Origin of the sequence: Flagellimonas marinaquae (assembly GCF_023716465.1) — a bacterium.
Taxonomy (GTDB): domain Bacteria; phylum Bacteroidota; class Bacteroidia; order Flavobacteriales; family Flavobacteriaceae; genus Flagellimonas; species Flagellimonas alginolytica.
Map to the genome: position 1 here is coordinate 160,205 of NZ_CP092415.1, position 25,198 is coordinate 185,402.

The window sequence follows — 25,198 nt, forward strand, 5'->3', positions numbered from 1 at the left end:
AAATCAAAACTCAAGGCCCTATTTTGTTCAGGGCCTTTTTTTTAACCTTATACAACATGAAAAAACTACGTTTTGTATTGACCGTTTTCGCGGTCGGCTTTATTTCTTTGGGGTACGCTCAAACCTTGGATGATATTGATGGAAAGGCCCTTTTCGGAGACTTGTCCGCAAGGCATATTGGACCCGCCCTAATGAGCGGCCGTATCAACGACATGGAAGCACACCCTACCAACAGTAGGATCGTCTATGCAGGTACCGCCGGTGGAGGAGTATGGAAATCGAATGACGCAGGCACTACGTTCAATCCCATATTCGACGATTACTGCCAATCCATAGGTGCAGTGGCATTGGATCCAAACGATCCGGATAAGACCATTTATGTTGGAACCGGCGAAACTTGGACCAGAAACAGCGTTTCTGTTGGCGATGGACTCTATAAAACCACAGATGGGGGTGCCAACTGGAACAAAATAGGGTTCGAAAAATCCGAACGTATTGCCAACATTATCGTTAATCCGAACAACTCGCAAGAAATATATGTTGGAATACTTGGCGCTCTTTGGGGCGATAGTGAGGAGCGGGGTGTTTTTAAATCATCCGATGGGGGTGCCACTTGGGAGAAGCTTTTATATGTAGACCCAAAAACCGGTTGCGCCGACCTAGCAATGGACCCAACCGACCCAAATGTACTTTATGCGTCCATGTGGGAGTTTCGTAGAACTGGTTGGTCCTTTGAGTCCGGCGGTGATAAAAGTGCTCTTTATAAATCTACCGATGGCGGAAAAACTTGGAATAAAATCCACAATGGTTTTCCAAAGGGAAAATTGGGCAGACTGGCCATTGCAGTCGCACCTTCAAATCCCAAAGTGCTCTATACCGTGATCGAAGCGGAAAAAGACGAACGCAAAGGCTTGTACCGCAGTAACGATGCCGGTGCCTCTTGGGAGCAATTGAACAACGACTTTGGTATTACGGTCAGACCATTCTATTTTTCGAGAATTGTTGTGGACCCACAAAACGAAGATGTTGTTGTCAAGGGCGGTCTTAGTGGTTCCATCTCACGAGATGGCGGAAAAACCTTTAAGAATCTCGGAAACATGCACTCCGATATTCATGATATTGTATTTAGCATCAAAGATTCCGATATTATGTATGTAGGTACGGATGGTGGAGTTTATCGCACTTGGGACGGTGGCACAACTATGGAAATAGTCGAAAATTTGCCACTTTCCCAATTTTATCACATAAGTGTGGACGATGCCGAACCCTACAATATATACGGAGGATTGCAGGACAATGGTAGCTGGTGGGGACCTTCCTCTTCCCCTGGTGGAGTTGAGGCACGTGACTGGAACTCTGTTGGAGCCGGAGATGGTTTCCGTGTGTTGAAGCACCCGACAAAACCCATTATTTATTCGGAAATGCAGGGAGCGGAAAATGTTTGGCGAATCGATACCGAACGACAATTGACCAAGACCATTCAACCCCTTCCCGCAAGCGAAGACCAAAAACTAAGATGGAACTGGAACGCGCCAATGGCGATCAGTACCCATCAACCGGACCGATTTTATATGGGCAGCCAATACCTTCATAAATCGGAAGACATGGGAGATACCTGGAAAATTATTTCTCCGGACCTTACCACAAATGATCCTGCAAAACAAAATCAAGAAGATTCGGGTGGACTTTCCATGGATAATTCTGGAGCCGAAAACCATACTACCATTTTTACCATTGCCGAATCCGCTGTAGATGAAAATGTAATCTGGGTGGGCACGGATGACGGTAATGTTCAAGTAACCCAAGATGGTGGCAAAACATGGACGAACACCGTGGCCAACATTCCAGGGTTGCCCAAAAATACATGGTGCTATCACATTGAGGCCAGTGTTTTTGATAAAGGTACCGCTTACGCCGTATTTGATGGGCATACCATGAACGATATGACACCGTATGCCTACAAAACCACTGACTTTGGCAAAACATGGACAAGCGTAATCTCCGATGATGTGGTCGGCTTTGCTCGAAATATCCAAGAAGATTATGAAAATCCAGATCTTTTGTTCTTAGGCACTGAATTTGGATTGTACATAACCATGGACGGCGGAAAAAATTGGAAAAAATTTACAAACAATATGCCCTCGGTCGCAGTCCACTATATTGAACTGCACAAAAAGACCAACGATTTAGTAATGGGAACACATGGAAGAGGTGTGATAATTATAGATGATATTTCTCCACTAAGGAGCATAAACAACGATGTACTGACCAAAAACCTACATTTTTTCGATACGCCCGATACCCAAATAAGCGAAACCAGCTCGTTTGGTGGAAATTTTGGAGCAGAGACACAATTCGTTGGCTATAGCAAAACAAAAGATGTTCAGATTAAATATTACTTAAAAAAGAGACACACTTTTGGAAAAATGACGATGGTCATCGAAGATATGGAAGGGAACCAAATTGCAGAGCTAGGTCCAGGTAAGTCCAAAGGAATAAATGTGGTAAATTGGAACTACACTCGAAAAACACCGAAAGTAGCAAAAGGAAAAACCTTTAGCTTCGGAGGTTTCACGGCACCACAGGTCCCAGCGGGCACTTACAAGGCCGTTATCACAAAAGGTAAAGAAACTTTTGAGCATACGTTCAACTTAGTGAACGACAAGAATTCGCCTTTATCGGCCAAAGATCGCGAACTTAAAGAGGCCACCACCATGAAGTTGTACAACATGACCCAAGAGCTCGCCTATTTGGTCTACGAGTTGGACCAAATTGTAGAAAACGCTGCCACAAAGGGCGATAAAAAAACCAAGGAAAAGTTAAACAACCTCAAGGAAACCTTGGTGATTACTACCGGCGACAACTATGTTGGTGCCGCCGAGCCACAATTGCGCGAGCGTATGGCCGACCTTTACAGTAAGGTGGCCTCGAGCTACGATAAACCTTCTGCTGCAGAACTTAAAAACTTTGAGGTGATAACCGAAAGGTTCAATAATGCAAAAAAAGAATTTGCCAAATTGAAGGACAAGTATCTAAAAAAACAAGAACTAGCACTTATGTCCTTTGAAGATTTCCTGGAAAGCAAATAAAATGCTTTTCAATACAGAAAAGAGCCGCATAGTTATGCGGCTCTTTTTTTATGGCCAAATCAACGTCATATACATCTTAAACAAGATTCTTTACAACGTAATCGGTGTGAATTATTTGTATTTTATGGACAGCTGACCCAATTGCCATAGAATCTTGATGGAATCCTTCATGGACAATTTAGAACCATCTGCATGTATCCATCTTTTTAAAGGCTGCTCACAAATTAAAGATGTTGCTTTTTCCCTTCCATACGTTTTTCCCATTCTTTTAAAAATTTCCACATCGAACAACCATCTTGTTTTAAATGGTTTGTTGAAAACCGATTTTACTGTATTCGGACGCATTACCTTGGCACCACATTGAGTATCCTTAAAAGGCATACCCAAGATTTTTTGAATAATCAGGTTTATTGTCTTGCTAATGATTTTTCTGGCAGATTCCTTGGTAATATCGGCCCCCATTCTACTAATTCGGGAACCACTAACAATATCAAAATTAGAACCTTCGATGGTACGAACCAATTCATCAAAATCAGCGAAGTCTGTAGAGAGATCTGCATCCAAGTAACCTAAGTAATCGAATTGGTCGTCTTTGGCCAAGTGCAACATTCCTTGGCGAACTGCTTCCGCCTTTCCCCCATTCACTTTACAATCGAAAATACTGATGGCTTCTTCGTTACCTCTTCTTATTTCTTCCAAAACCTCAAGAGTGTTGTCCGTACTTCCATCATTAACAAAGCAAAGGTGATAACCTGGATGTTTCTTTGCAAAATCCTGAAATTCCTTTCCAGAAAGTCTTTCCGCTTCGTTGTAACATGGAATTACTACACCTACGCAGTTTTTTTGGATTTTCTGGGTTGTATTTCCTTTTTGATTGAACACGATCAATGGAGCTCCAATAGTACGTTTTACGCGAGCTACCATTTCGTCCAAACTGATAGGCTTTTTCATATAATCGTAAATCCCAAGTTCGAAACCTTTCAGGATTACTTCCTCATCATCATTACCCGACATTACCAATATCGGCGTATTCATATTGATCTCTTTTATTTTGGCGATTACATCCAAACCCGACATTTCCGGCATATTCATGTCCAAGATCACTAGATCAGGGTTGAACGCTTCAAAAATTTGGATTCCTTCTTTTCCAGAAGTAGCCGTTTTTACGTTGTATCCATACTCGATTAATTTTCTTTGAACCGAAAGTAGGATTAGTTGCTGATCGTCTATTGCTAAAATTTTCATAGGTTAAGTTTTAGGTTTTTGAACAATTTCTGAAGCAAATCTATTACTAACCGTTGTTTTACATTTCCAAAAAAAGTTGGAAATCAATTAAGTGTAGACGAATGGTAAAGCTGAGCCGATGGATAGTTCATCGTATTTCCAACAATATTTAGACCTTTATACTGTTATATTTTCTGACAGATATCAATGCAAAAACAAACCAACATAACACTGGCCATTGCGCTGGTTTTTGGGCTTATTTTTCACGGGGCGACCATCTTTTTTACGTTGGAATCCACCTATGATGCCCTTATACACCTATTTTTTGCCGACCACTACGCAAACAGCTGGTTCGAACCATGGGATTATCGCTGGTACACCGGGTTTACCGTACAAGGGTATCCTCCATTGGTTCACCAGTGTATGGCTTTGCTTTCCTATGTAGGAGGATTAAAGTTCGGATTGTTTACCATGGCTCTGTTTATCATTGCATTGTTCATCACCGGAGCATACCGTTTTGCCCTAGTTATTACGGCCAATCGTAAAATCGCAGGATACACTGCCCTTCTTGCTGCCTTCTCTTCTATGTTTTTGGAAACCTTGCACATTTTTGGTCAATTACCTAGTTTAATGGGTATTTCCATTTTAATGCACGCCCTGCCCGAAATCTACATGTGGATAAAGACCGGTAGAAAGTTCAAGTTGATTTCCTCGCTTTCCATGATTGCAGTTACTGTAACCTCCCATCATGTGACCCCAATTTTTGGTATGGTATTTTTTATTTTTCCATTGATAGGGTTGGTAATTATGGATGCCTGTAAGGAGGCTGTGGGCATCAACACCAAAATTACCTTCAAGGTTTTTTTGCAACAGTTCAAGAGATTGTTTTGGCGCATTGTTGTATTTGGTGGCGGTTCTTTAGTGGCCATTGTAGGCTGTATATTGCCCTATTGGGTCAATTCCAAGAAAAATCCGATTACACAGGTTCCGATTCCGCATGGATCTCGCGATAATTTTCTGGAGGTAACCTCTTCGGGCTTGGTCTTTTTTCTCATCCCTTGGGGAGTACTCCTTTTTATATTGCCCTACCTTTTTTATCGATTCTACAGTAAACGATTATTGTTTTTTGGATTGTCCTTTTCCATGCTGACCCTATTGGGTACCGGAGGCACTACGCCCTTGCCCAAAATGTTGTTGGGAGATACCGCGTTCAATATTCTTACGTTGGATAGATTTACGCTTTGGGCCACCATTATGGCTCTGCCCATTTTTGGCGAATTTGTTTTTAGATTGGTAGAAGGTGACTTTAGACAACAATTGATAAAAGCCTTTAAAAAACCACTACATTATGTTTTGGCCGGTGGATTGGGCATCAGCTTTATCGCCATGGCCATTTTTACCATGAGCTTAAATTATTTTAGGCCCTCTCAGCCACAGAAAATAAACATGCTGCCCATTGTTAATTTTCTAAATCAAGATGAGCACGATAGATGGCGCTATTTACCGCTCGGTTTTGGGGATCAAATGGCCTGGCTGTCCGCACAGACCAATGCCATGACGGTGGATGGCAACTATCATTCTGCGCGTAGGTTGCCCGAACTGACCACTAGGGCCATTGAACGGTTGGAGAATTCAAAGTTCAGGGGTGTGGAGGGCATTGGTTCCCTACAGCAATTTTTGACCGTACCTGAAAAATACAATCTGAAATACATTTTTTCCAATGATAAGTTTTACGACCCCATTCTCTATTTCTGCGGATGGCAGCGCCTGCAACAATTGGAGAACGGCATTATGGTCTGGGAGCGTCTCAACATCTCCCCTTTGCCCAAGGTAATTCCCAAAGATGACGTACCCAATTTCTTGAAACTGATGTGGGGACTGATTCCTGTAGGGACTTTGATTCTGGCGTTTATCATCAATATTCAAATTCCATGGTACTGGAAGCTTAAGGGAAAAGCTGCCCCGGTGGACGATTATTTTCATCACGCACCCAAATACAATGGAATTTCCACAGGACTATCTTTTGTAAATGGAGTTTGGGCCATTAGTACTATCGGTATCTTCCTTTTTGGCATCTATCATTTTTATTTGGACAATGCCACCCAAATAAGTGCTAAAAATGTAGTAAAAGCCTATTATGATGCCTTGGATTTTAAAGAATTTGAAAGAGCACATTCCTATTTAGACCCAGAAGAAGAAGTAAGTCTTTCTCAATATATGTTGGAAGTTTCGGTTACCGACGGCCTGTTGAGTTCCTACGCCAAATTGGACGCAATCGGCATCACTGAAACCAAAACATCTGAAAATTATGTGGAAATGGAAGTGGCCACCAAATGGATCACGCCGTTGGAGAAAGTGGCCCGCAATTATCAACACACGGTCGTTAAAAAGAACGGACAGTGGTACATCAAACCCAAAAAAGTGGACAACGATATTCCGCCCAACCAATTGATCACGTCCAACCAAACCCAATATTACAATCACGGTCGTAGACGGATAACCACACAGCAAACCTACCATGAGGATATCCTTCGGCAACCTATTTTAGAGGTATTGTCGGCAAAATTGGTAAAATACAAAGGCAGTTATAGTATTGTTGGTGAACTTCAGAATATCGACAATGTACCTGCGGATGTCTCCATAAAAGGCACGCTGTACAATAAAAACGACAAGGAATTGGCACAGCACGATGTAAAATTCCATGCCAAACACAAGCTAATGCCAAAGGAAACCACATCTTTCCGAATAGATTTTGAAGGTATTGCGTGGTCGTCCACAAAGGATACCCTGCCCCCCACTTTTGATCCCGACCAATTTACCCCGATCAGCCTGGAAGAGCAACCTGTTACGTTTGACCTGCAATGTGCCGGCAACGTGGCCACTTCTGATCTATACAAATCGGTGGCCTTGCAAAACTGGCATTTGGACCAAAACCTATTAACGGGGACATTATTTAATTACGGTACCCAAGAGGTGACCATACCTCAAATTTTGACCTCCTACTATTCGGACCAAGGCGATATTTTGTGGGTAGATCATCATTTTACATTGGATGGCATCCGTATCCAACGGAAACAGACCTTCGAAATTCCTATGTTGGACTTGAACGAAATCGAGGTGATTGCAGAGGGTTTGGAAAACTGTTACGTGAATGGAACACCCAACGCTGAAATCACCAACAATTATTTTTCGGATAGAAACGAAGTGGTTAAATGGGAAATGATGCGTCCATACAACGGAGAAGGTTACCACTATTTTAAAGTGGAGTTGAACAATTATATCGGTAATCCCAAATAGATGAAATTTTGGCAATACATAGGGCTAGTATGTTTAGGAGCAATCAGTTGCTCCAAACCTGTTGATACCAATTTGGGAAAAACGGTGGAGCCCATTCAAATTATATCCACCCAAAAGGAGTTTATAGCTGGCGAGGCCATTACCCTTCAGTTTGATGGAGAAAAAGAGAACCAACTCCTATTGATTCAAAATGGTTGGGGCACTATAGCCATCCCTGCGGATAGCACTCAAACCTCAATAACATTTTCGCTTCCAGCAACTGTTGCCCAAAAAAGCGGGTGGGTGCAATGGAAATTAATTGGCAATGAAACGATAACCGCAACAGGTGACTTTTTCATAAGACCTAGTACTACCTTGGCCGTTTCCATGGAAACCTATTTGGGACCGACCAGCATTTTTGCGGATAAAAAAGACCAAGCCATGATCGTATCCTTGCCGCAGGACAAGTTTGGAAACCCCATGCCAGATAGTACTCAAATCACACTAACGGAAAAGTTTAAGTCCGATCAAAAAAGTAACACCACATTGGTGCAGGATATGATTTCTTTTGCCTATGTTGGGAATAAATCAACCGTAGGCGAACTTTTTATAGGGTCTCGTCTTGAGAATCAAATTTCCAAAGAATTTACCGTGAGCGTTCTGCCTACTAAAGCTGCTTATTTCGCTATCAATTTTGAAAGACAGCATAGCTATGCGGATGGTAATCAGATAGTTTCCTTTACCACCTCAACCATTAGGGATCGAAACAATAATATTGTTGCCGATGGAACCTTGGTCAATTTTGTGGTCGAGGATGCCTCTGGCAATAGTTTACAGACGTACGGCACTACCTTGAACGGTGTTGCAACAGGCAAAATGCTCCATCCCGAAGTGGCAACGGAGTGGAAGGTAAAAGCACACATCAACGGACTATCACAAAGCAATAGCTTAAAATTGAATTTTGATGCAGCCGTAATGGATTATTTGGTGGATAGCTCGAAAGATGGCCGAATCATCAGCGTTGGACCTATTCTTAGTTATATGGGCCAATGGGTTCCCGATGGTATGGGCATCCAATTGGAAATGCAAGATTCAGATGGGAAGTCAGTACTGACTTTAAGTAATACCACAAGAAAAGGAATGGGAGTATTTGAACTTCCCGAAGGGATAAATGCGAATACCCACAAGGGATTTGTAATTGTAGCAGGAATCAAAAAATCGGTTAACCATAAAACTGAATGATGGCTCGGAAAAACCTATACAGATCCTTGCTCTTATTGAGCTTTTTGGCCTTAAATGCAGGTATCATCTATGGTTTGGCGGCCGCTTGGAGTTTTCTGAACACTGGGGCGGACAAGTCTTCCATTCTTCATATTGGCGGTGCTATAGAAAAAGCATATCAACCCAAAATCGTATGGACAACCAATGGGCAACGTGGCAGAAAAATATCCCAACAGGCCCTAAGCGAACTCGAAAAAGACTATATCAATGCTTGGTATGTAAAAAATATTGCCTTATCAACTTTTGACGTACTTGGAATTGAAGATTACTACACCGAAGACGCCAGAGAACATCTCAAACAATTGATCAAGAACAATCTGGACAATCAAGTTCGGATAGAAGCCACTACCCTATCTCATCATCCTCGATTGGAGTTTTATAGTTTGGATGGGAAATTGGCCGTGCTTACTGATAACCATGTGGTTCAGGTTGAAAAAATATTTGCTAACGGGCAATTCCTGCAGCAACAAAAATCCACACATAGTTATCAAGTAATTTTAATGTTGGAAGATGGTTTTTGGCGAGTTCGGCAAATGGTTAAAATTCAAAATCCACCTGAAGTCCAAGCACAAAGGGAAGAGGTTTCATTCAATGTGAACTCATTAAAGGGAATCAACTATTATCCAAAGGATAACCCATGGGATATGTTCGGGAAGAATTTTGACAGCGAGGCCATTACTGCTGATTTTGAGACCATATCATCCCTAGGTTTAAATTCCGTTCGGGTATTTGTTCCCTACGAAACATTCGGGGCTGCTTCGGTAAAAACTGAATATCTTGACCAGCTTGAAGAATTGCTAAACTTGGCACAGCATAACAACCTGAAAGTTTTGGTCACCCTATTCGATTTTTATGGGAATTATGAGCTAATGGACTGGACCCTGACCCACCGACACGCCGAAACCGTAGTTTCCCGATTACAAAATCATGAAGCTTTGTTGGGATGGGACCTAAAAAACGAACCTGACCTCGATTTTGACAGTCGTGGCAAGGAAAATGTACTGGGTTGGCTTTCGGAAATGGCACAACTCATTAAAAAGAAGGATAGCATCCACCCTATTACCATTGGATGGTTTGCCCCCGAAGCGGCGATAAACTTGGTCGAGCAAGTAGATTTTGTTTCTTTCCATTATTACGAAGAACCAAAAAATCTAAAAGAGCGAGTCGCTGCCTTGAAAGAAGCGATCGGGGAAAAGCCGATGGTGTTGGAAGAATACGGAAAATCGAGTTACAGCGGTATTTGGAATTTGTTTTCCAACTCAAAAGAGGCTCAAGCCAATTATTTGTCTGAAATACAAATTGTTTTGGAAGAGGAGCAGCTTCCTTCCTTTATTTGGACCCTGCACGATTTTGAAACCGTGCCAACACAAGTGGTGGGTAGAAAACCCTGGCGAAAAGCACCACAAAAGCATTTTGGCCTCATAGATCTGAATGGTGAGAAGAAACCCGCCTATCATACAATCATAAAAAAAGAAAAAGGGACAACTAACTAAAGTTATCCCCCTTTCACACTTAACCTAAAAACCTATGCTATACTTGTCTCGTTAATTTCCTGTAATTCTTGCGCAGGAGTTGGCAACAATCCTTTTTTTGCCTGTATCACTTTAAAATGATCCAGGTACATTTCGGTGATTTTGGACATGGGCAGCGAACATGCTGCTTTATAATTTGCTTTCCCCAAGTGAGTTCTGTACGTCTCATTGGTCAAAATACTTTCCAATGCTTTGGATAAAGATTCCACATTCTCCGGCTCAAAGAATTCGCCTCGGTAGCCTTCTTCCCTGACCAAGATGCCCAAGTCTCCCAAATCTGGCAACACTACCCCCTTTCCATAACTTCCTGCTTGGTGCAATACTCCGGAACTTCCTGTTGTAGATGTGTAAGGAAAAACCACTACGGCACTGTCTCCAAAAATATGTGGAACATCTTCCTCGGCCACATATCCGGTAAATCTTAGATTCTTTACATGGCTGTATGTCTGTTGCACATTCTCCAAGTATCCTGGTGTGTTTGGACTATCCGTCCCAGCGATTACAATTTCAATATCCAGATCGGATTTTGTACGCAATAATTCAACGGCTTCGATCATTGGCTCCACTTTTTTGTAGGTCCCAAACTTTCCAAAGGCCATTACCTGCATAGGGCCTTTTGGTAAATCGTAGTTGGGAGCTGGTGGGGTTTCGAAGGCACCATGTGGCACAAGGGCAACATTATTTACCTTGTATTTGTTTTCCAAAATAGTTTTGTACTTGCTGATGGTAACGGCCAATACATCCGACGCCAATACAAAGCGTGTTAGTGTGGTGCCAATAAAGTTGTATATTTTTTGAAGGAATCCGTTCTGAGTGATTCCGGCATTTTCCAAATCCACTTGCTCCAAAATATTGTGCAACAAGGAGATGGTTGGGATGCGCATCATTTTACAAACAAAAGGCAATAAAAGTCCAAGAGCGGCAGGAACCTTTTTGTCACCAAACTTCAAAAACTGAAGATTGAACAAAACAGCGTCCGGTTTTTCTTTTCTGATGGCCTTGGTCACTCTGTAAATATTCTTAAGGTCGTTGAAGTTCCAACACTCCTTAACAGTGATAGGACATCCTTCCTCTTCAAAGGAAAGGTCTTTTGGTGCTTCGGTATGGTCCGTAAGCAATACAATCTCGCTTACTTCTTCTTGAAGTCTAAAATGTTTTACCAGATGGTATCCATATTCGGTAAGGGTTACTTTACTTGGCGGATACGCTGTTACGATTGCTAGTTTCATAAGGTTAAGTTTTTGTTCTATAAGATTTTAGTGATACAAATATCCGCACAAAACCCTGTAAAAAAGGCGATTATAGGACGGTTGAACAAAAAGTGTAGACGAATGGCAGAAGGCACCGGATAATCAAAAAAGCCAGGACACTTTAACATGTTCCTGGCCTTTAATCAACCTAAAACCTAAACTGCTTATTTTTCTTTGGTAAAAAAGTATAGAAATTGCATTACCAACAAAGCGGCCATTACCAAGATTTGAGCTTGCACCACTATAGCCAAACAACTGTGCATAAAAACAATCAGCGTAATCTGAGCCACGCCGGCAATTGCCGAAAACCATATGGGTTTGTAATGATCTAAGGATAAAAAGTAATAAGTGAAAATATTTGCCACGGCAAACAAAGATGTGGCCAAGGCATATTGCCATAACAATGAAGCCATGGACAAATAGGCATCTCCAAATAGTAGTGTGATGATCAATTTAGGGAACAAGATACAAGCTCCTACAATAATTGCGGACAAAATACTTATATAGCCTACGTACTTAAACAATACATGTTTTGTAGGCTTGCCTTCTTTTTTAAGACGGACCACAGTGGGCAATAGCAGCATTACGAACATCCAGGCCACAAAATACACCACGCGGCCGATCAATGCCAAGGAAGCATAAAGACCTGCTTCTTGTGCTGCAAAAAAGTGTTTCACCAATAAAATATCGCTATTGTTGATGATGATCTGGGTCAATTCGTAGCCAGCCGTAATCAACATAAAAGTCCGCACCTTTGACCATTCCAAACCAATAGGAGCTTTTGCTGTTTTAGCAAGGCTCAACTTTTTGTAAGGGAACAATCCAAACACTAGGGAAACCAAAATTCCAAAAGAGACCAATGCACCAAAATGGTCACGAATTACCAAAAAGGCCAATAGGGTAATTCCCAATCTGCCCCACATTTCCAATTGATAGGAGATGGCCAATTTGGCAAAGGATTCTTCCCCTTGATATTGACCTCGGTTTACGCTCATTACAAAGTAGATAGGAACGCCCATTGCAAAAATTCGGAACATTAAAGCGTTTTCCGTATGCAAAATATTTTGAAGGATAGGTGCAGAGAAAAATACCATTGCCCCCAACAAACATCCAATCAAAAGTGCAAAAGCACCTATTCGATTTCTAAAAACATCCCATTGATCGGATGGTAATGTGGCAACAAATTTTGCTGTTACCAACTGAAAGGTCATTCCCAAAAATGAGAGGACCAACAACAAGGTGACCAACAAAGCTGCATCCGCAAAAGCTTCTGGACCCAAAATGCGCCCCAACAATAAATTATAAATGTAGTTTCCTCCGTTAACCAATAAGGCACTCAGCATAAAAAGCTGTTGAGGGGAAATTCGGTTTTTTACTAGGTTAAGAACGGTCATAGCATAAAAAATTATGAGGTGGCTTTTAAACACAGTTGCTTCAAATCCTTTTTGGGCAACCATCCATTTATGGTGAAATGGCAATCCAAAAGCACTGCATTGGCAAACATTTGAATCAATACCTTACTTGCCAAATCATCGATTACCGAAACTCGTTGTAAATCAAGTTTAACGGTAGTACCTCGTTTAATGAAGTTTTTCATATGTCTTTCAAAAATCTTGATAGTGGTACTGTCCAATCGCCCATTTACTGAGAAGACTCTTCTACATTCGGTGATTTGTAAAGCCATGATTTTTAGTTGTTAAGGTTAAAATTTGTTCGACTTGTTACAGCAAATATCCACTGATTTGACGTTTTAAATTGGACGGTGTAGACGGATGACGGATAGCTGTAGACGAATGGTAAGGTTCGCCCTTCGGCCGCGGAAAGACTCGTTTTAACTTTACCATATCAAAAAAACCTCAAAAGCTTAACCTATGAAACGCTTTATTCACATCATCATTTTTGTAGTCGCCATACAAGGAGTTTTGGCCCAGTCCGAAATGGAAACCGGATTTCAACTTTTGGAAAAAGGGAACTTCTCCCAAGCTGAAAACTTTTTTGGTGATTTCCTTAAAGATAATCCCGATAACAAAACAGCTCAAATCTGCTACGGGCGTGCTGTGGGGCTGAACGGAAACCCGAACAAGGCCAATACCTTATTTAATGGTATGTTGGAAAAGCACCCGGATGATTACGAGGTTCGCATCAACTATTATGAATCCTTTTTATGGGGCAAGCAATTTAAAGCTGCGGAAAAATTGTACGAGGGGCTAGTTGAAGATTATCCCAATAAATTTGGTGCTGTTTTAGGTTATGCCAATACGTTGAGCAATCTTCAAAAATATGAGGAAGCTTTACAATGGATAGAAAAAGCTTTGCAATTGCAACCTGGTAATCCAAGTGCGCTCACTTCGAAAAAATACATGAACCTTGGGTTGGCCAACACTTTGGTACAGGCACAGAATTACGATGAGGCAAAAATCAAACTAAAATCCATTTTCAACGATTTTCCAAATGATAGGGAGACCTTGTTGAACATGGCCAATGTATTCTTGATTACCAAAGAGGTCGATAGTGCAAAAGCGTCCTATCGCAGACTTGCCATTTCTGCAAAAGACTCTATTGTGGCTTTAAATGGAATTGCCTTGGCCGAGCATATTGGGGAAAATGATAAAGTGGCCCTGAAGGTTGCCATCCAATCAAAAAATAAAGTAGACAAGATCAACGATAACGAACTTAAGGAAAAGACGTTTGAACGCTACGCCCAAGCCCTGATCTGGAACCGAAAGTTTGTTTCTGCCAAAAAATACATCGATAGTCTTTCCAACCAATTTGGTGATAAAAATTGGGTGTTGGCCCTTAAAGCCACCCATGGAATGTACACCGGGAATATTAAGAGCAGTCTACAGCATTATGACGCTATTCTGGCATCGGACAGTACATCTTTTGATGGAAATTTAGGAAAGGCCAATGCGCTTTTTGCCCTCGGAAGGATAGAAGAGGCATACGCCGCCACCAACAAAACCTTGTCGATTTTTGAAAACCAAAAAGATGCGCAAGGGCTTATCGAAAAAATAAACGGACAATATAGCCCTTATGTGCAAGAAACGGCTTCTTACAGTTTTGATAATGGGAATAACGTAGCATATGCCACCAATACAACGGTGAACCTGCCATTGTCCACCAAGTTTCAAACCGTTGTAAATTATCAGTACCGATTAACAGAAAATTCAGAAACCTCAGCAAAAGCGCATACGCATACCGCAACCGCTGGAGTTACTTACGCTATGCTGCCGAAGTTGAAAGTAGTGGGCCTAGCAGGAATCAACAATGCCCAGTTCAATGGTAATGGCTACTCGCAACCCATTATTAGTGCAAAAGTGGTTACAGAACCATATCGTTTGCAAAACTTGGAGGTTGGATACCAACGTGAGGTGCAAAATTTTAATACGGATTTGATAGAGCGTGAAATTGTAATGCAGCATTATGGTTTAAACTACAACCTTGGTTCCAATTTTGGATTGGGATGGTACACACAGCTTATGCACACAGAGCAAAGCGATGACAACCAACGCGACCTTTTGTTTACTTCTTTGTACTACACTGCATTGCGAAAGCCCAACTTAAAGTTTGGACTCAACTACCAGTACTTGGCCTTTGCGGAGCAAGTGCCTACCATCTATTTTAGTCCTGAAAAATACCAGGCCGGGGAATTCTTTTCTGAAGTGAGCGGAAAATTTAGCGGTAACTCCACCTATAGAATCAATGCGGCAACGGGTTTACAGCAGGTGGAAGATGATGATATGACTTCTATTTTTAGGGTAGAAATGAATCTAAAACACCAATTCACCAATCGATTGAGTGGCGGGTTGTACGGAAAATATAGCAACATTTCCTCGGCGACTGCAGCAGGCTTCCAATTTACTGAAGTGGGCATACAACTGAAGTGGCTTTTTAAAAAGCAGCCTTTTTTTAATGGGAGCATTGCTTCAAGGTAGAATTTCTATTCTCTAAAAAGTAAAGCCCGGTCATAACTGATCGGGTTTTTTTGTTAGTCTTCTATTCCAAATAGGTTTTTGATAATTCGTTTGACAGCCTTTCTCGTCCTAGGCACATTGTCCGTCTTTAAAAATTCATCTAATTGCATGGCAATACTGTTCAATTCAACATCCTCTTTCAATTTGAGTTGGTTCTCCCTCATCCATAAGGATTGATTCAATCTATCCCCTTCAGTTGTACAATAAATCAAGGCATCCAAAGAAATAAGACTCAATGGTCAACCTATTTCCAATCAAAATTTGAGCTAGCTGCAAGATGTCCCCAATTTTGGCTTACATTTTTTACCCGGCAGGCATTGTTTTCAATCCATTCCAATACCTTATGATACTGAAGTTGGTTGAGGACAAGAATGTATTCATTTAAATACTTCGCGTGGCATCTATCAATTTCAGAAGTAATTCTTTCAAAGGCCTCTACCTTTTGAAATTGCGCAATAATCTGTTCTGATCTATAAAAGAAGTCATCTACTTCTTCTTGGTTCTGCATAATTGTTAGAGTTGTATCTAAGTTTATTAAAAATAGTTTCTGAATGAATTATCAGTTTTTAAAGCTCTATTTTTTAATTACGCTTCATACTGGGAAAAACATTCTCCTTTATCATTATTGCTTCCACATTCAATTCACCATTTTCCGTCATAACAATCAGTTTCAAAACCAAAACAAACCAAAATCATATCACTTCAGAAGGAAAATCGGTGTTGTTTAAAACAAGCCTTAGAGATGATTTTTTAATCAATTTGAAGAATTAATCAATAAAAAACTCCCCTTAAAAAGGGGAGCCTTCATCAAAAAAACAACAACCTATTTAACCGCATTTATTGTCGTATAATTTTTCCGCTGTACCGCTTGCTATTGGTAACATCTCCAACTTGATACAAGTATATTCCCTTTGGCAGATGACCCAGCTCCAAGCGTATGGTATTCTCGTTTCCTGTTGGAGCGTGGGTATCTGCATAAAGTACCTGTCCACTTAAATTCACGACATGTACATTTACTTTACTGGTTTTTTCCGGTAACGATATATCCGTGTATTCCACAAAAGGGTTCGGGTAATTTTTAAGCTCCAGCTCAGTATTTGGATCCAAAATGCTGATCAGATCGTCGCCAAGATCCAAACTATTGGTTTCGTCAGTGGTAGGGTCTTCTTGTTCAGTTTCAGATTCTTGCTGAATTTCTCCATCAACCGTTAAGGCCATTTGATCCACTTCCAGTTCAAACGATGTATAATTTTGATAGTCTCCCTGCACAGAAATTACAATGGTTCGCAGTTGTCCAAAGTCCATATTTTTTCCTTCGTGGTTTACAAAGTCTGAAAACGATAAACTGTATTGCGTTTTTTCGGCATTGGCATCCAAGCTATAGCGAAGACGCTCGCTCCACTCGCTCGTGGCATCGGTAACCAAACTTATCTCTACGGGAGTCTGGTTTTTGATGTTGAAGTGCAGATACTGGTAATCATCGATTGGCAATTGTAAGTCACCGGCCAAGATATTACGGAATACGTTAATGGTCTCCTTAACTTCTCCCTTGGCCACTACTCCCCTTTCCACAATATGTCCATCTAAATCCCATTCTTGGTGTTCAACCACTTCAAAAACTTCAACACTATCAGCTTGTGTATTGTAATCCACACCCCATGGGCCATCAGCCAAGTAAATTGCATCGTGTTGATAAGAGTTTTCGGCTATAATGGACAGTCCCATATCAAACAAGTGTCCAGACTCTAATGTAATCTCCTGTTCCCATTCACCGTTTAAGTCGATGATGGTATTTAAATTTTGAAGGTTTTCCTGTTCGGTGGTCTTATAATTTCCATCTAACAATAACCAAGTAGCTTTACTTTTGTTGATGATATTCAGGTGCAATTTTCCGTTTTTGTAATATCCATTCTGAATGAATACAGTAGGCAATACATTATCCCCTTCATTGGATTTCAATGTTGATTCCTGGCTCAAATTGGTAAGAATCTCGTTTACGACGGTGCTCACCTGCCCCATACTATTTCCCCAGACTTGAAAGTTCATATAATCCCCGGCAGGGTATTCGGCCAAGTTCCAACGGCTGTAAACTGTGCGATCCGCTCCGTCCTCTTTCACCGAAAATACCACAGCATACTCCACATTGCCATTAGCTCGTTCCAACTCGGAATAGATCAATTTATGTCCTTGTAGCTCGATGATCCTTAAATCCTTCAGTTTGGAATTGTTAAGACGATCACAGATTGTTTTTGTATGGTTGTACACCTCACCTTTGGTGTTCAGTGCCAGAGCGGCAGAAACCCTATCAGTTCCTTGGTAATAATCGATTCCGAATACTTCATCTGCATTGGTTATGGCCAAAAGATCCTCAGGGCTTGAAACATAAGAAGTCTCTGTGCCAAACATTCCAGTGCTGGGAAAATAACCATCCAGATTACCTGATTTCGCCATTAGGGACTTGTAGGTCTTCTTGTCGTACTTGTTTTGCAAGGCACGCTTGTTCTTAAAAGTATTGGCCTTGTTTCGGTCAAAATTTCTTTTTGCGATCAAGCTGGCCAAGTCTCCATTACTTTCCAATCCGCCATCATTTCCGGAGGTAACAGGTGCGTGGTCCGTAATTTTATTATAATTGGTGGTTTTTATGGCCTCATACGGATTGGCTGTGATGTAAAAAAGAGCATCGTTAAAATCGTTGTCACAACTTGCATAATCCCGTCTAATGTCCTCAAAACCCAAAATAATTCGCTCGTTATCTGGATCGTTCAACAATACATTGTGATGTCTGAGAAATTCAAGAGCTTCTGGATTATAGTCGGGATTAGAGAACAACTGCCATAGTCCTGGAGTTACCTGCCCTTTCCAACCATTGGCCAACAATACCCAACCAATGCCCGTACCGGCACTAAATCTTCCAATTTTTACCTTATGTCCAGTTTCCAAGCTTCCACCACTATATTTTGCGGAGACATTTGGAAAAATAATGGTAATATCTTCTTCTTTGGGAGCAGTCAATTGAGGTTGATCTACATCATAAGTATAAAAGCCAAGAACGTTTTTATATCCTGCACCCTCTCCCACAAAGGTTACCCATACATCGGCATCTTTATCCAAAATAATATCGGTATCGTACCCGGAAGTTATATACTGCGGATTATAGTTGGGCACTGGAAATCCTTCGGGAAGGGCATTGCTGATCATATCCAAGGTTTCTTGGGAAACATTATCCTTTCCATCAAAATAAAGGGGGGTTCCATCTGATGTATAATCTCCCAAATACTTATAACCATATTGTTGGGCAGTTGCCCATCCAAAGGTTAACAATGTTGCCAAAAGAAGTATAAATTGCTTCATGATCGTAGGTTTAAGAATATGATACAAAATTGATGATTTCCAAGCCTTTAGACATGGCTCCCTCGGTGAATGAAAACTTTCTGTAGACGGATGGTTACCAGTAAGGGACAAGCAAAAAAAAACACCCAAATGGGCGTTTTATAGTTTATCCGATCGATTGCTCTTACTAAATCAATCCAAAATAATGGACTGTACCAGCTACAACAGCATACAATACTCCAAACTGTAATGATATTAATGCTTTACGAATATGTGTAAATACTAATCGATTTTTCATAATTATGAAGATTTGGTTTGTACTCCTACAAAGCTATATTACATTAAGTCGGTAATTACTTGTGGAGCGCTGAAAACCAAAAAACTGTAGGTAGGTTTAAAAAAAGTGTGGATAATTGCCTACAACAGGTTCAACCTACGCATTAATTCCGGTCGGTTAGACCTACTTATGGGAATCACACTTTTTTCAATAAGTACGCTATTGTCCTCAATATCCACAATTTTATTAAAGTTGATCACATAGGATCTATGGATTTGCAAGAACTTGTCCTCTGGCAGTTTTTCCAGTATTTTTTTTAAGGTGGTGTGCACCAAATAATCCTTTGACTCTGTTTTAATATTGATGTAGTCCCCTTTGGCCTCGATCAACAGGATCTCCGCGAATTTCAGTTTTATGAGTCTCCGGTCTATATTAATATATAGATCTTCGCCCAAGCCATTTTCTTGCTCGTTCGCAGTCGATGCAGTTGAAGATGGAGCGCTTGAACTATTTTTTACTTTTTGAATACATTTTTGAAAACGCTCTTGGGTAATGGGTTTTACCAAGTAATCCACAATGGCCTCGTACTCGTAAGATGCAATGGCAAATTCGGTATCCGAGGTGGTCATCACAATTTTTGGAGGGTTTTTTAGGGTCTGGATAAAATCAATTCCCGTGAAGCCCGGCATGTGGATGTCCAAAAAAACCAGGTCCACTTTAAATTGGTTCAAGAATTTGATGGCCTCGATGGCATTATCAAACTCTTCCATAACATTAATTTCAGGAACCTTTGAGCATAATTGTGACACAATTGCCCTTGCTGCTGCTTCGTCATCAATTATTATACAATTCATTTTAAATAGTTTTTAGGTAGTGCTCCACATCTTTTAAAATCGACAAGAATTCATCTTTAAACGATTGTTCGCCATCTCGCAGTTCCTTCTCGTGCTTTACGGCCAAAGTGTAAGCATTGTGTAAACCTAGAACGTTTAATTTATGCTTTATCTTGTGCACATGCTCGGAAGCTTCGCGAAAAAGTGCATTTTTTATGGTATCCAGGTATTCCTCTTGTTCTGTTGGAAATTCCTCCTTTAATATACCGATAAATTTTTGACGAAAGACCATATCTCCTTCGGCAAGGTTGTCCACGTACTCTAGATTTGGGATTTCTCTCATAGGTTTTGTTTTTTTAGGGTAAAATGAAATGTAGTTCCCATATTCTCAATACTGTCCACCCAAATATTCCCTTCATAAAGGGATACTATCTTTTTTACCAGAGCCAAACCAATGCCGGTTGCCATGGCATCGTCCTCCAATTTATGGAACATATCAAAAATATCCGATTGATGCTTTTCCGGTATTCCCTTTCCATTGTCCGCAATGGCAAAATACCAATGGTCGCCTTCGTCCTTAAAATCGACCCGGATAGTTCCTTGTTTCTTTCCTTCGGTAGCCTTAACGGCGTTGGTCATTAAATTCATGAAAAGCTGTTCGATCTTGTAGCGATCGTAATACAGCTGGGGCAGCTGCCCAGGAACCTTAAAGTGTACATTTTTGGGTACAAAAATACTTTGTTGAATACCGGCAAGCACTTCGCCCAATTCAAAAATATCGTTGGAAGCGTTCTTATCCTGTAATGTGGCATGTTTTAGTATACCGGTGATGAGCTTGTCCATTTTCTCCAAGTTCCCAAGTGCCAAGGATAGATTTTGTTTGCTCTGATCGGACAGGGTATCTTTTTCGTCTTCCTCTATCCAGGTTATCAGAGCGCTAATGTTCCTAATGGGTGATTTTAGATCATGGGATACCACATGGGCATAACTGTTTAATGATTCATTCTGACTTGCCAAATTCTTGAGCAGTCTATCTTTCTCGGTAGTCATTTCTGATGCTCGCTGAGCCAATTCCCCGATTTGTCGGGCCAATTTTTCTGCATCAAAATCACTGTCCACAATGTTTTTTGGAACTTCTTGTTGTTTAAAGTTTGCCTGCAGGGCGGAAAGTGCGCTTTCAAGCGAGTTCAATACCTGTTTCTGTCGGGCAGCTTCCTTTTCCAGTTCTCTATTGGCATCGTACAACTCATCCGAACTTAGTGCTGTGGCCCTTTGTAGCATCCTCAGCTTTTCGTCGTAATTTTCGTAAGAGTTGGCAATGGCGTCCAAAAGCTGATCCAAATCACGATTGTCCGAGTAAGTTTCGGGCAGGTACTTTTTAAGCTGTCTTTTTAAAAGGCTGTGCATTACTCGCTGAATAAAGTCAAAGTCATGGTTTGGTTATGTAATTTACAGGTATTCTGACCTGCAAATGGTGCCATTTCCCCATAAGAATAAAAGCCGGATACCGCCACATTCTCGCCAATAACCTGGGTTACTTCCTCGATTTCTTCCTCGGTTCGTTGATCCATTACCAGTTTTCGTCCCACACAGCTGATCAATATGGCCAGTTGGGATTCGTTTTCACGTTCTTCCACAGCGAGTTTGGCCGCGGACCTTGCCCCATTGGCGATATCGTCCACCGTGGCCATCATTAATTGTACTTTGGAACCTTCGGGTACGTCCCCGGCCAATATCATGGCATTATGTTCTTCATCTATATTCAAAATGGTACGTACAATAGGTTCTTCATCATTGGTCTGTACGCTAAGTGGGTACAGAAGTGCCGACTTGGGAAGTTCGCTCGCCTTATCGCCCAAATATTTTTTATACAAATCCAAAGCTGGCTTGCCATCGAGCTCGAACAAAATGTTCTTTCGCGATTTTGTAATCAATCGTTCTGGTCCAAAGGGGGTCCATCCGCCAAAGTTGGCACAACTGATTTCCAAAGTATCACCATAGAACCCAATAGCCACAACCTCTCCTTGTTTAGGATGCTCATTATAGGATGACAGGGTGACCTCAAAGCGGTCATCATCCCCACAGAGTCCTCCGGAAAGACCAAAATTACCCTTACCTACATGTTCCAGTCCTGCGATAAGTTCGCTACCGTTTACAGTGCTTCCTTCCGAAACCACAAACACATGTTTTAAGTTTTCGGTGGGGAATTCTGATGCCAGAACTTTGCCCAGATCGGCATCATCCTGATCAAATTCGGCCACATTCTTGCTTTTTACCAAAAAATGGCTTTTTTCGAACTCAACTGCGGTCAATGTTACTGTTCCGTCCAATACTTTCTCCCCCAAAATCTCTCCCGAGGTTGACCCAAACACCAAATGTCCATCGGGAAACAAGTTTCTTACTTCTTGGTACAGTTTTTCCTCTTGCAATAAATACCTATTACCAAAAATGAGAACCAAAGGTTCTTTCAGCTCGGTTTTTTCCGAGATAAACTCAAAATTGGTATTAGATTGTTTTTTCGCTTGTAAGATCTTCATGGCGTTCGGTTTTAAGGGTTTGCTTTTCTATGGTAAAATGGAAATCGGTGCCGATTCCTTCTTCGCTTTCTACCCAAACGGAACCGTTATATCTGTCGATGATTTTTTTAACTATGGATAGACCTATTCCTGTTGATTTTTTATCGGTTGAGGCGGACTGAAAAATATCGAATATTTTCTTGTGATATTTTTTCGGGATACCCACTCCGTTATCCTTGATGCGGAATTTCCAATGATCGGATTCTTCTTGAAACAGTACTTCTACCTTTCCTACTTTTTTATCGATATGGACGACCGCATTTGAAATAATGTTTTGGAACAATTGATGCATTTTGGTCCTATCTGCGATGATATTTGGTAAGGGTGCAGGGGCGACTACCTTAACATTTTCTGGAATGTAAATGCTGTCCACAATACCAGAGATTACCTCGTTTAGGTCTATTTGTGTATTGTTCAATTCCGAAGTATTTGCGGTGGAATAGGCCAATATTCCACTGATCAGGTTTTCCATGGATTCTATCTTGTCCTGGATCATGCCCAAATATTCCCTGCCGGTTTCGCCCAAGGCTTCACTATAATCATTTTTCAACCAACTGGCCAAGGCTTCGATACTTCTTAGCGGCGATTTTAGGTCGTGGGAAACTACATAGGCATATTCTTTTAGGCTTTCATTGCTCTGCTCCAGTTTATCCAACAACTTTTCTTTTTCCAGCTGTAGATTTTTTTGTTCGGTTATATCCAAATGGATTCCGATAGAACCTATTACCTTGCCTTTTTCGTCATATCTTGGTGCGCCACTGATCAACCAATGGCGAAACTCATTATATTTATTGATGACCTCTACTTCATAAGAATCGGATTGGTTTTGAATCCGTTTGGCGTTCTTTTCTGCAATTATGGATTCATCTTGTACCGAAAGTACGTCGCTGGCATGCTTGCCCGTAAGTTCCTCTTCGGTAAATCCGCTCATTTCGCAAAAGCTCTGGTTTACCATTTGAATGCGATCTTCGGTATCCACTTCGACCAGGCCTAGGTTCATATTTGCAATTATTCCACTGTACTTGTCCTTTTCGGCTTGGAGGTTCCGCTTAAAGGTCCTGTTCAACGTTACATCCCTGTAACTCCATAGGTGGCCTTTGTAAACACCATCGCTAATTACGGGAATGTAATCGCGTTCCAAAATACGGCCATCCACCATTTCCAGTTCATCGGCAAGTACCGGCTCCCGATTTTCGAGGATCTCCGTTACCCTGGCCATAAATTGATCTGGGTTTTTAAATAGATCTTTAGTTTTTTCTGCAGCACAACCACAATCCATTCCTGTCATATCTTCAGGGTTTGCAGGAACACTGAACATTTCGCAGAATTTTTTATTGGTGAGGGCTATATTTCGGTTTTCGTCCTCCAAGAGTACCGCCATTTCCAAATTCTTGATCAATGTGGACAGCCTGTTCTCGGATTCCTTTAATTGTTTCCGTTGGTTTGCCAGTAGATTTTCAATATCTTTTTCTTGGGTGATATCACGCAAAATTCCTTGGGCGGCAATGGGATTTCGATTACGGTCGTAGATTATACTTGCATTTATCTGTACAAATTTCTCTTCGCCATTGGGGAGTATGATCTTGGATCTATAATTTTTTAGCACACCCGTATCCAAAAGAGTTTGAACGGATTCTGCTGTATATTGCGCAAAATCGGGGTGTACATAGCTGGATAGATTGATTTTAGGGCTGTCTTTGTCGAACTGAAGAAAATCCTTTGCAGATTCGTTGCTTCGGACCACGTTGAATCCAAGGTCCATAACCACGTAAGAATCAATGATACTCAAAAATCCGGCATCTACCTCGTCGGTTTTTTCGTCCAATAGATTCTCTAGCCGCGCATTGGCTCTTTTAAGATGCTCTGCGGTATCGTAAAGTTCCTTGGATTTTTCCTCGAGTATCCTCTCGGCCTGTGCCCTTGCTTTTTTTTGGCGCTCCAACGCCCTTTTTAAAATTGCTATCTCATCCTTGGCCATCCTGTACAACATCAAATTTGACTTCGGTTCCGTCCTCTTTTAAAAGTTCGTAGGTAACTTTGGAGGTGGTATTAAAATGTTCAAAACATTTTTCTATTAATCCGTGAGCCAATCGATATAGTCCCCTAGAGGAAACATATACCATGGAAATTGATGTATCCGTTTTATCCAAGATGTTAAAAGTGGGCAGTTCGGCGTCGGGATAGAGTTTTTGAACATGCACATGAATATGATCTTCAATGGAATAAAGCAATCCGATGGGAGAGGTATAACTTTTTATTACTTCGGGATGCGCCTTTCCCAAACTTCCGAACAAATAATGGCCAAAGGCATACAATAGGTCGTCTATGGACATATTGGTCTTTTGGCTCAAACTTTGTAGAAGGGCCACCATTTCGTTAAAATCGTAGGTTCCAACAGAGGTATAAATGCCGTCCGAGGGCAAGTCGGCCGCTTCGATAATGTCATCCACGGTCTCCAACCCAAATTGGTCCTCCACCATTTCCAAAAATTCGGTAAATACTATTCCTTTCATAATCTGGCTTATTCGTTTCAAAAGTAGGAAAACATTTACCCAA

The 25,198-nt window shown here is 41.2% G+C and carries 18 protein-coding genes; 5 read left to right on the forward strand and 13 right to left on the reverse strand.

The window, feature by feature from the left end; all coding sequences use genetic code 11:
• Positions 1–56 precede the first annotated feature (56 nt).
• Complete coding sequence (locus MJO53_RS00725) at positions 57–3,089, forward strand: VPS10 domain-containing protein (protein ID WP_252080044.1); 3,033 nt, start codon at positions 57–59, stop codon at positions 3,087–3,089.
• Positions 3,090–3,200: 111 nt separating this feature from the next.
• Here MJO53_RS00725 and MJO53_RS00730 read toward each other — a convergent pair whose 3' ends face one another.
• Positions 3,201–4,334 (reverse strand): response regulator, encoded by a 1,134-nt coding sequence (locus MJO53_RS00730; RefSeq protein WP_224836542.1) that lies wholly within the window; start codon positions 4,332–4,334, stop codon positions 3,201–3,203.
• Positions 4,335–4,520: 186 nt separating this feature from the next.
• Between MJO53_RS00730 and MJO53_RS00735 the strand changes: the two genes are divergently transcribed.
• The 3 genes from MJO53_RS00735 to MJO53_RS00745 are packed head-to-tail and all read left to right on the forward strand — an operon-like array spanning position 4,521 to position 10,363.
• Complete coding sequence (locus MJO53_RS00735) at positions 4,521–7,610, forward strand: hypothetical protein (RefSeq protein ID WP_252080045.1); 3,090 nt, start codon at positions 4,521–4,523, stop codon at positions 7,608–7,610.
• Complete coding sequence (locus MJO53_RS00740; RefSeq protein ID WP_252080046.1) at positions 7,611–8,831, forward strand: hypothetical protein; 1,221 nt, start codon at positions 7,611–7,613, stop codon at positions 8,829–8,831.
• The gene (locus MJO53_RS00745) at positions 8,828–10,363 is read left to right on the forward strand and encodes a cellulase family glycosylhydrolase (protein ID WP_252080047.1); all 1,536 of its coding nucleotides are present in this window, start codon (positions 8,828–8,830) and stop codon (positions 10,361–10,363) included. Before MJO53_RS00740 ends, MJO53_RS00745 begins: the two co-directional genes overlap by 4 nt.
• A 32-nt stretch (positions 10,364–10,395) precedes the next feature.
• On the opposite strand, the gene MJO53_RS00750 is transcribed toward MJO53_RS00745, so the two are convergent.
• From MJO53_RS00750 to MJO53_RS00760, 3 genes are all read right to left on the reverse strand, one after another.
• Positions 10,396–11,631 (reverse strand): glycosyltransferase, encoded by a 1,236-nt coding sequence (locus MJO53_RS00750; protein WP_252080048.1) that lies wholly within the window; start codon positions 11,629–11,631, stop codon positions 10,396–10,398.
• 185 nt (positions 11,632–11,816) lie between these two features.
• Positions 11,817–13,046 (reverse strand): sugar isomerase, encoded by a 1,230-nt coding sequence (locus MJO53_RS00755; protein WP_252080049.1) that lies wholly within the window; start codon positions 13,044–13,046, stop codon positions 11,817–11,819.
• A gap of 11 nt (positions 13,047–13,057) precedes the next feature.
• Complete coding sequence (locus tag MJO53_RS00760; protein WP_252080050.1) at positions 13,058–13,336, reverse strand: STAS domain-containing protein; 279 nt, start codon at positions 13,334–13,336, stop codon at positions 13,058–13,060.
• A 187-nt stretch (positions 13,337–13,523) separates the two neighbouring features.
• Between MJO53_RS00760 and MJO53_RS00765 the strand changes: the two genes are divergently transcribed.
• Positions 13,524–15,587, forward strand: a complete 2,064-nt coding sequence (locus tag MJO53_RS00765) for a tetratricopeptide repeat protein (RefSeq protein ID WP_252080051.1) — start codon at positions 13,524–13,526, stop codon at positions 15,585–15,587.
• Between the two features lie 53 nt (positions 15,588–15,640).
• Here MJO53_RS00765 and MJO53_RS00770 read toward each other — a convergent pair whose 3' ends face one another.
• The 9 genes from MJO53_RS00770 to MJO53_RS00810 form a co-directional block, all read right to left on the reverse strand.
• Positions 15,641–15,790 (reverse strand): hypothetical protein, encoded by a 150-nt coding sequence (locus MJO53_RS00770; RefSeq protein WP_252080052.1) that lies wholly within the window; start codon positions 15,788–15,790, stop codon positions 15,641–15,643.
• A gap of 80 nt (positions 15,791–15,870) precedes the next feature.
• Positions 15,871–16,134 carry a hypothetical protein gene (locus MJO53_RS00775; protein WP_252080053.1) on the reverse strand — a complete coding sequence of 88 codons (264 nt, stop codon included), beginning with the start codon at positions 16,132–16,134 and terminating at the stop codon, positions 15,871–15,873.
• A 329-nt stretch (positions 16,135–16,463) separates the two neighbouring features.
• Entirely contained in the window at positions 16,464–18,977 is a 2,514-nt protein-coding gene (locus MJO53_RS00780) for a DUF4114 domain-containing protein (protein WP_252080054.1), read from the reverse strand.
• 396 nt (positions 18,978–19,373) lie between these two features.
• Positions 19,374–20,087 carry a LytR/AlgR family response regulator transcription factor gene (locus MJO53_RS00785; protein WP_252080055.1) on the reverse strand — a complete coding sequence of 238 codons (714 nt, stop codon included), beginning with the start codon at positions 20,085–20,087 and terminating at the stop codon, positions 19,374–19,376.
• Position 20,088: 1 nt separating this feature from the next.
• Positions 20,089–20,409, reverse strand: a complete 321-nt coding sequence (locus MJO53_RS00790; protein ID WP_224836531.1) for an Hpt domain-containing protein — start codon at positions 20,407–20,409, stop codon at positions 20,089–20,091.
• Entirely contained in the window at positions 20,406–21,473 is a 1,068-nt protein-coding gene (locus MJO53_RS00795; protein ID WP_252080056.1) for a sensor histidine kinase, read from the reverse strand. The genes MJO53_RS00790 and MJO53_RS00795 overlap by 4 nt, the downstream gene beginning before the upstream one ends.
• Positions 21,473–22,603, reverse strand: coding sequence for an FIST signal transduction protein (locus tag MJO53_RS00800; protein WP_224836529.1), 1,131 nt, complete (start codon positions 22,601–22,603; stop codon positions 21,473–21,475). Before MJO53_RS00800 ends, MJO53_RS00795 begins: the two co-directional genes overlap by 1 nt.
• Complete coding sequence (locus MJO53_RS00805; protein ID WP_252080057.1) at positions 22,572–24,620, reverse strand: PAS domain-containing sensor histidine kinase; 2,049 nt, start codon at positions 24,618–24,620, stop codon at positions 22,572–22,574. The genes MJO53_RS00800 and MJO53_RS00805 overlap by 32 nt, the downstream gene beginning before the upstream one ends.
• Positions 24,607–25,155: a heme NO-binding domain-containing protein gene (locus MJO53_RS00810; protein WP_224836527.1), complete on the reverse strand. Its 549-nt coding sequence runs from the start codon at positions 25,153–25,155 to the stop codon at positions 24,607–24,609. The genes MJO53_RS00805 and MJO53_RS00810 overlap by 14 nt, the downstream gene beginning before the upstream one ends.
• Positions 25,156–25,198 lie beyond the last annotated feature (43 nt).

Coding starts and splice junctions, on each gene's coding strand:
- MJO53_RS00810 (WP_224836527.1), bottom strand. CDS start 25,155: ATGAAAGGAATAGTATTTACCGAATTTTTGGAAATGGTGGAGGACCAA.
- MJO53_RS00730 (WP_224836542.1), bottom strand. CDS start 4,334: ATGAAAATTTTAGCAATAGACGATCAGCAACTAATCCTACTTTCGGTT.
- MJO53_RS00800 (WP_224836529.1), bottom strand. CDS start 22,603: ATGAAGATCTTACAAGCGAAAAAACAATCTAATACCAATTTTGAGTTT.
- MJO53_RS00775 (WP_252080053.1), bottom strand. CDS start 16,134: ATGCAGAACCAAGAAGAAGTAGATGACTTCTTTTATAGATCAGAACAG.
- MJO53_RS00755 (WP_252080049.1), bottom strand. CDS start 13,046: ATGACCGTTCTTAACCTAGTAAAAAACCGAATTTCCCCTCAACAGCTT.
- MJO53_RS00725 (WP_252080044.1), top strand. CDS start 57: ATGAAAAAACTACGTTTTGTATTGACCGTTTTCGCGGTCGGCTTTATT.
- MJO53_RS00770 (WP_252080052.1), bottom strand. CDS start 15,790: ATGAGGGAGAACCAACTCAAATTGAAAGAGGATGTTGAATTGAACAGT.
- MJO53_RS00735 (WP_252080045.1), top strand. CDS start 4,521: ATGCAAAAACAAACCAACATAACACTGGCCATTGCGCTGGTTTTTGGG.
- MJO53_RS00795 (WP_252080056.1), bottom strand. CDS start 21,473: ATGCACAGCCTTTTAAAAAGACAGCTTAAAAAGTACCTGCCCGAAACT.
- MJO53_RS00785 (WP_252080055.1), bottom strand. CDS start 20,087: ATGAATTGTATAATAATTGATGACGAAGCAGCAGCAAGGGCAATTGTG.
- MJO53_RS00740 (WP_252080046.1), top strand. CDS start 7,611: ATGAAATTTTGGCAATACATAGGGCTAGTATGTTTAGGAGCAATCAGT.
- MJO53_RS00805 (WP_252080057.1), bottom strand. CDS start 24,620: ATGGCCAAGGATGAGATAGCAATTTTAAAAAGGGCGTTGGAGCGCCAA.
- MJO53_RS00760 (WP_252080050.1), bottom strand. CDS start 13,336: ATGGCTTTACAAATCACCGAATGTAGAAGAGTCTTCTCAGTAAATGGG.
- MJO53_RS00790 (WP_224836531.1), bottom strand. CDS start 20,409: ATGAGAGAAATCCCAAATCTAGAGTACGTGGACAACCTTGCCGAAGGA.
- MJO53_RS00780 (WP_252080054.1), bottom strand. CDS start 18,977: ATGAAGCAATTTATACTTCTTTTGGCAACATTGTTAACCTTTGGATGG.
- MJO53_RS00765 (WP_252080051.1), top strand. CDS start 13,524: ATGAAACGCTTTATTCACATCATCATTTTTGTAGTCGCCATACAAGGA.
- MJO53_RS00745 (WP_252080047.1), top strand. CDS start 8,828: ATGATGGCTCGGAAAAACCTATACAGATCCTTGCTCTTATTGAGCTTT.
- MJO53_RS00750 (WP_252080048.1), bottom strand. CDS start 11,631: ATGAAACTAGCAATCGTAACAGCGTATCCGCCAAGTAAAGTAACCCTT.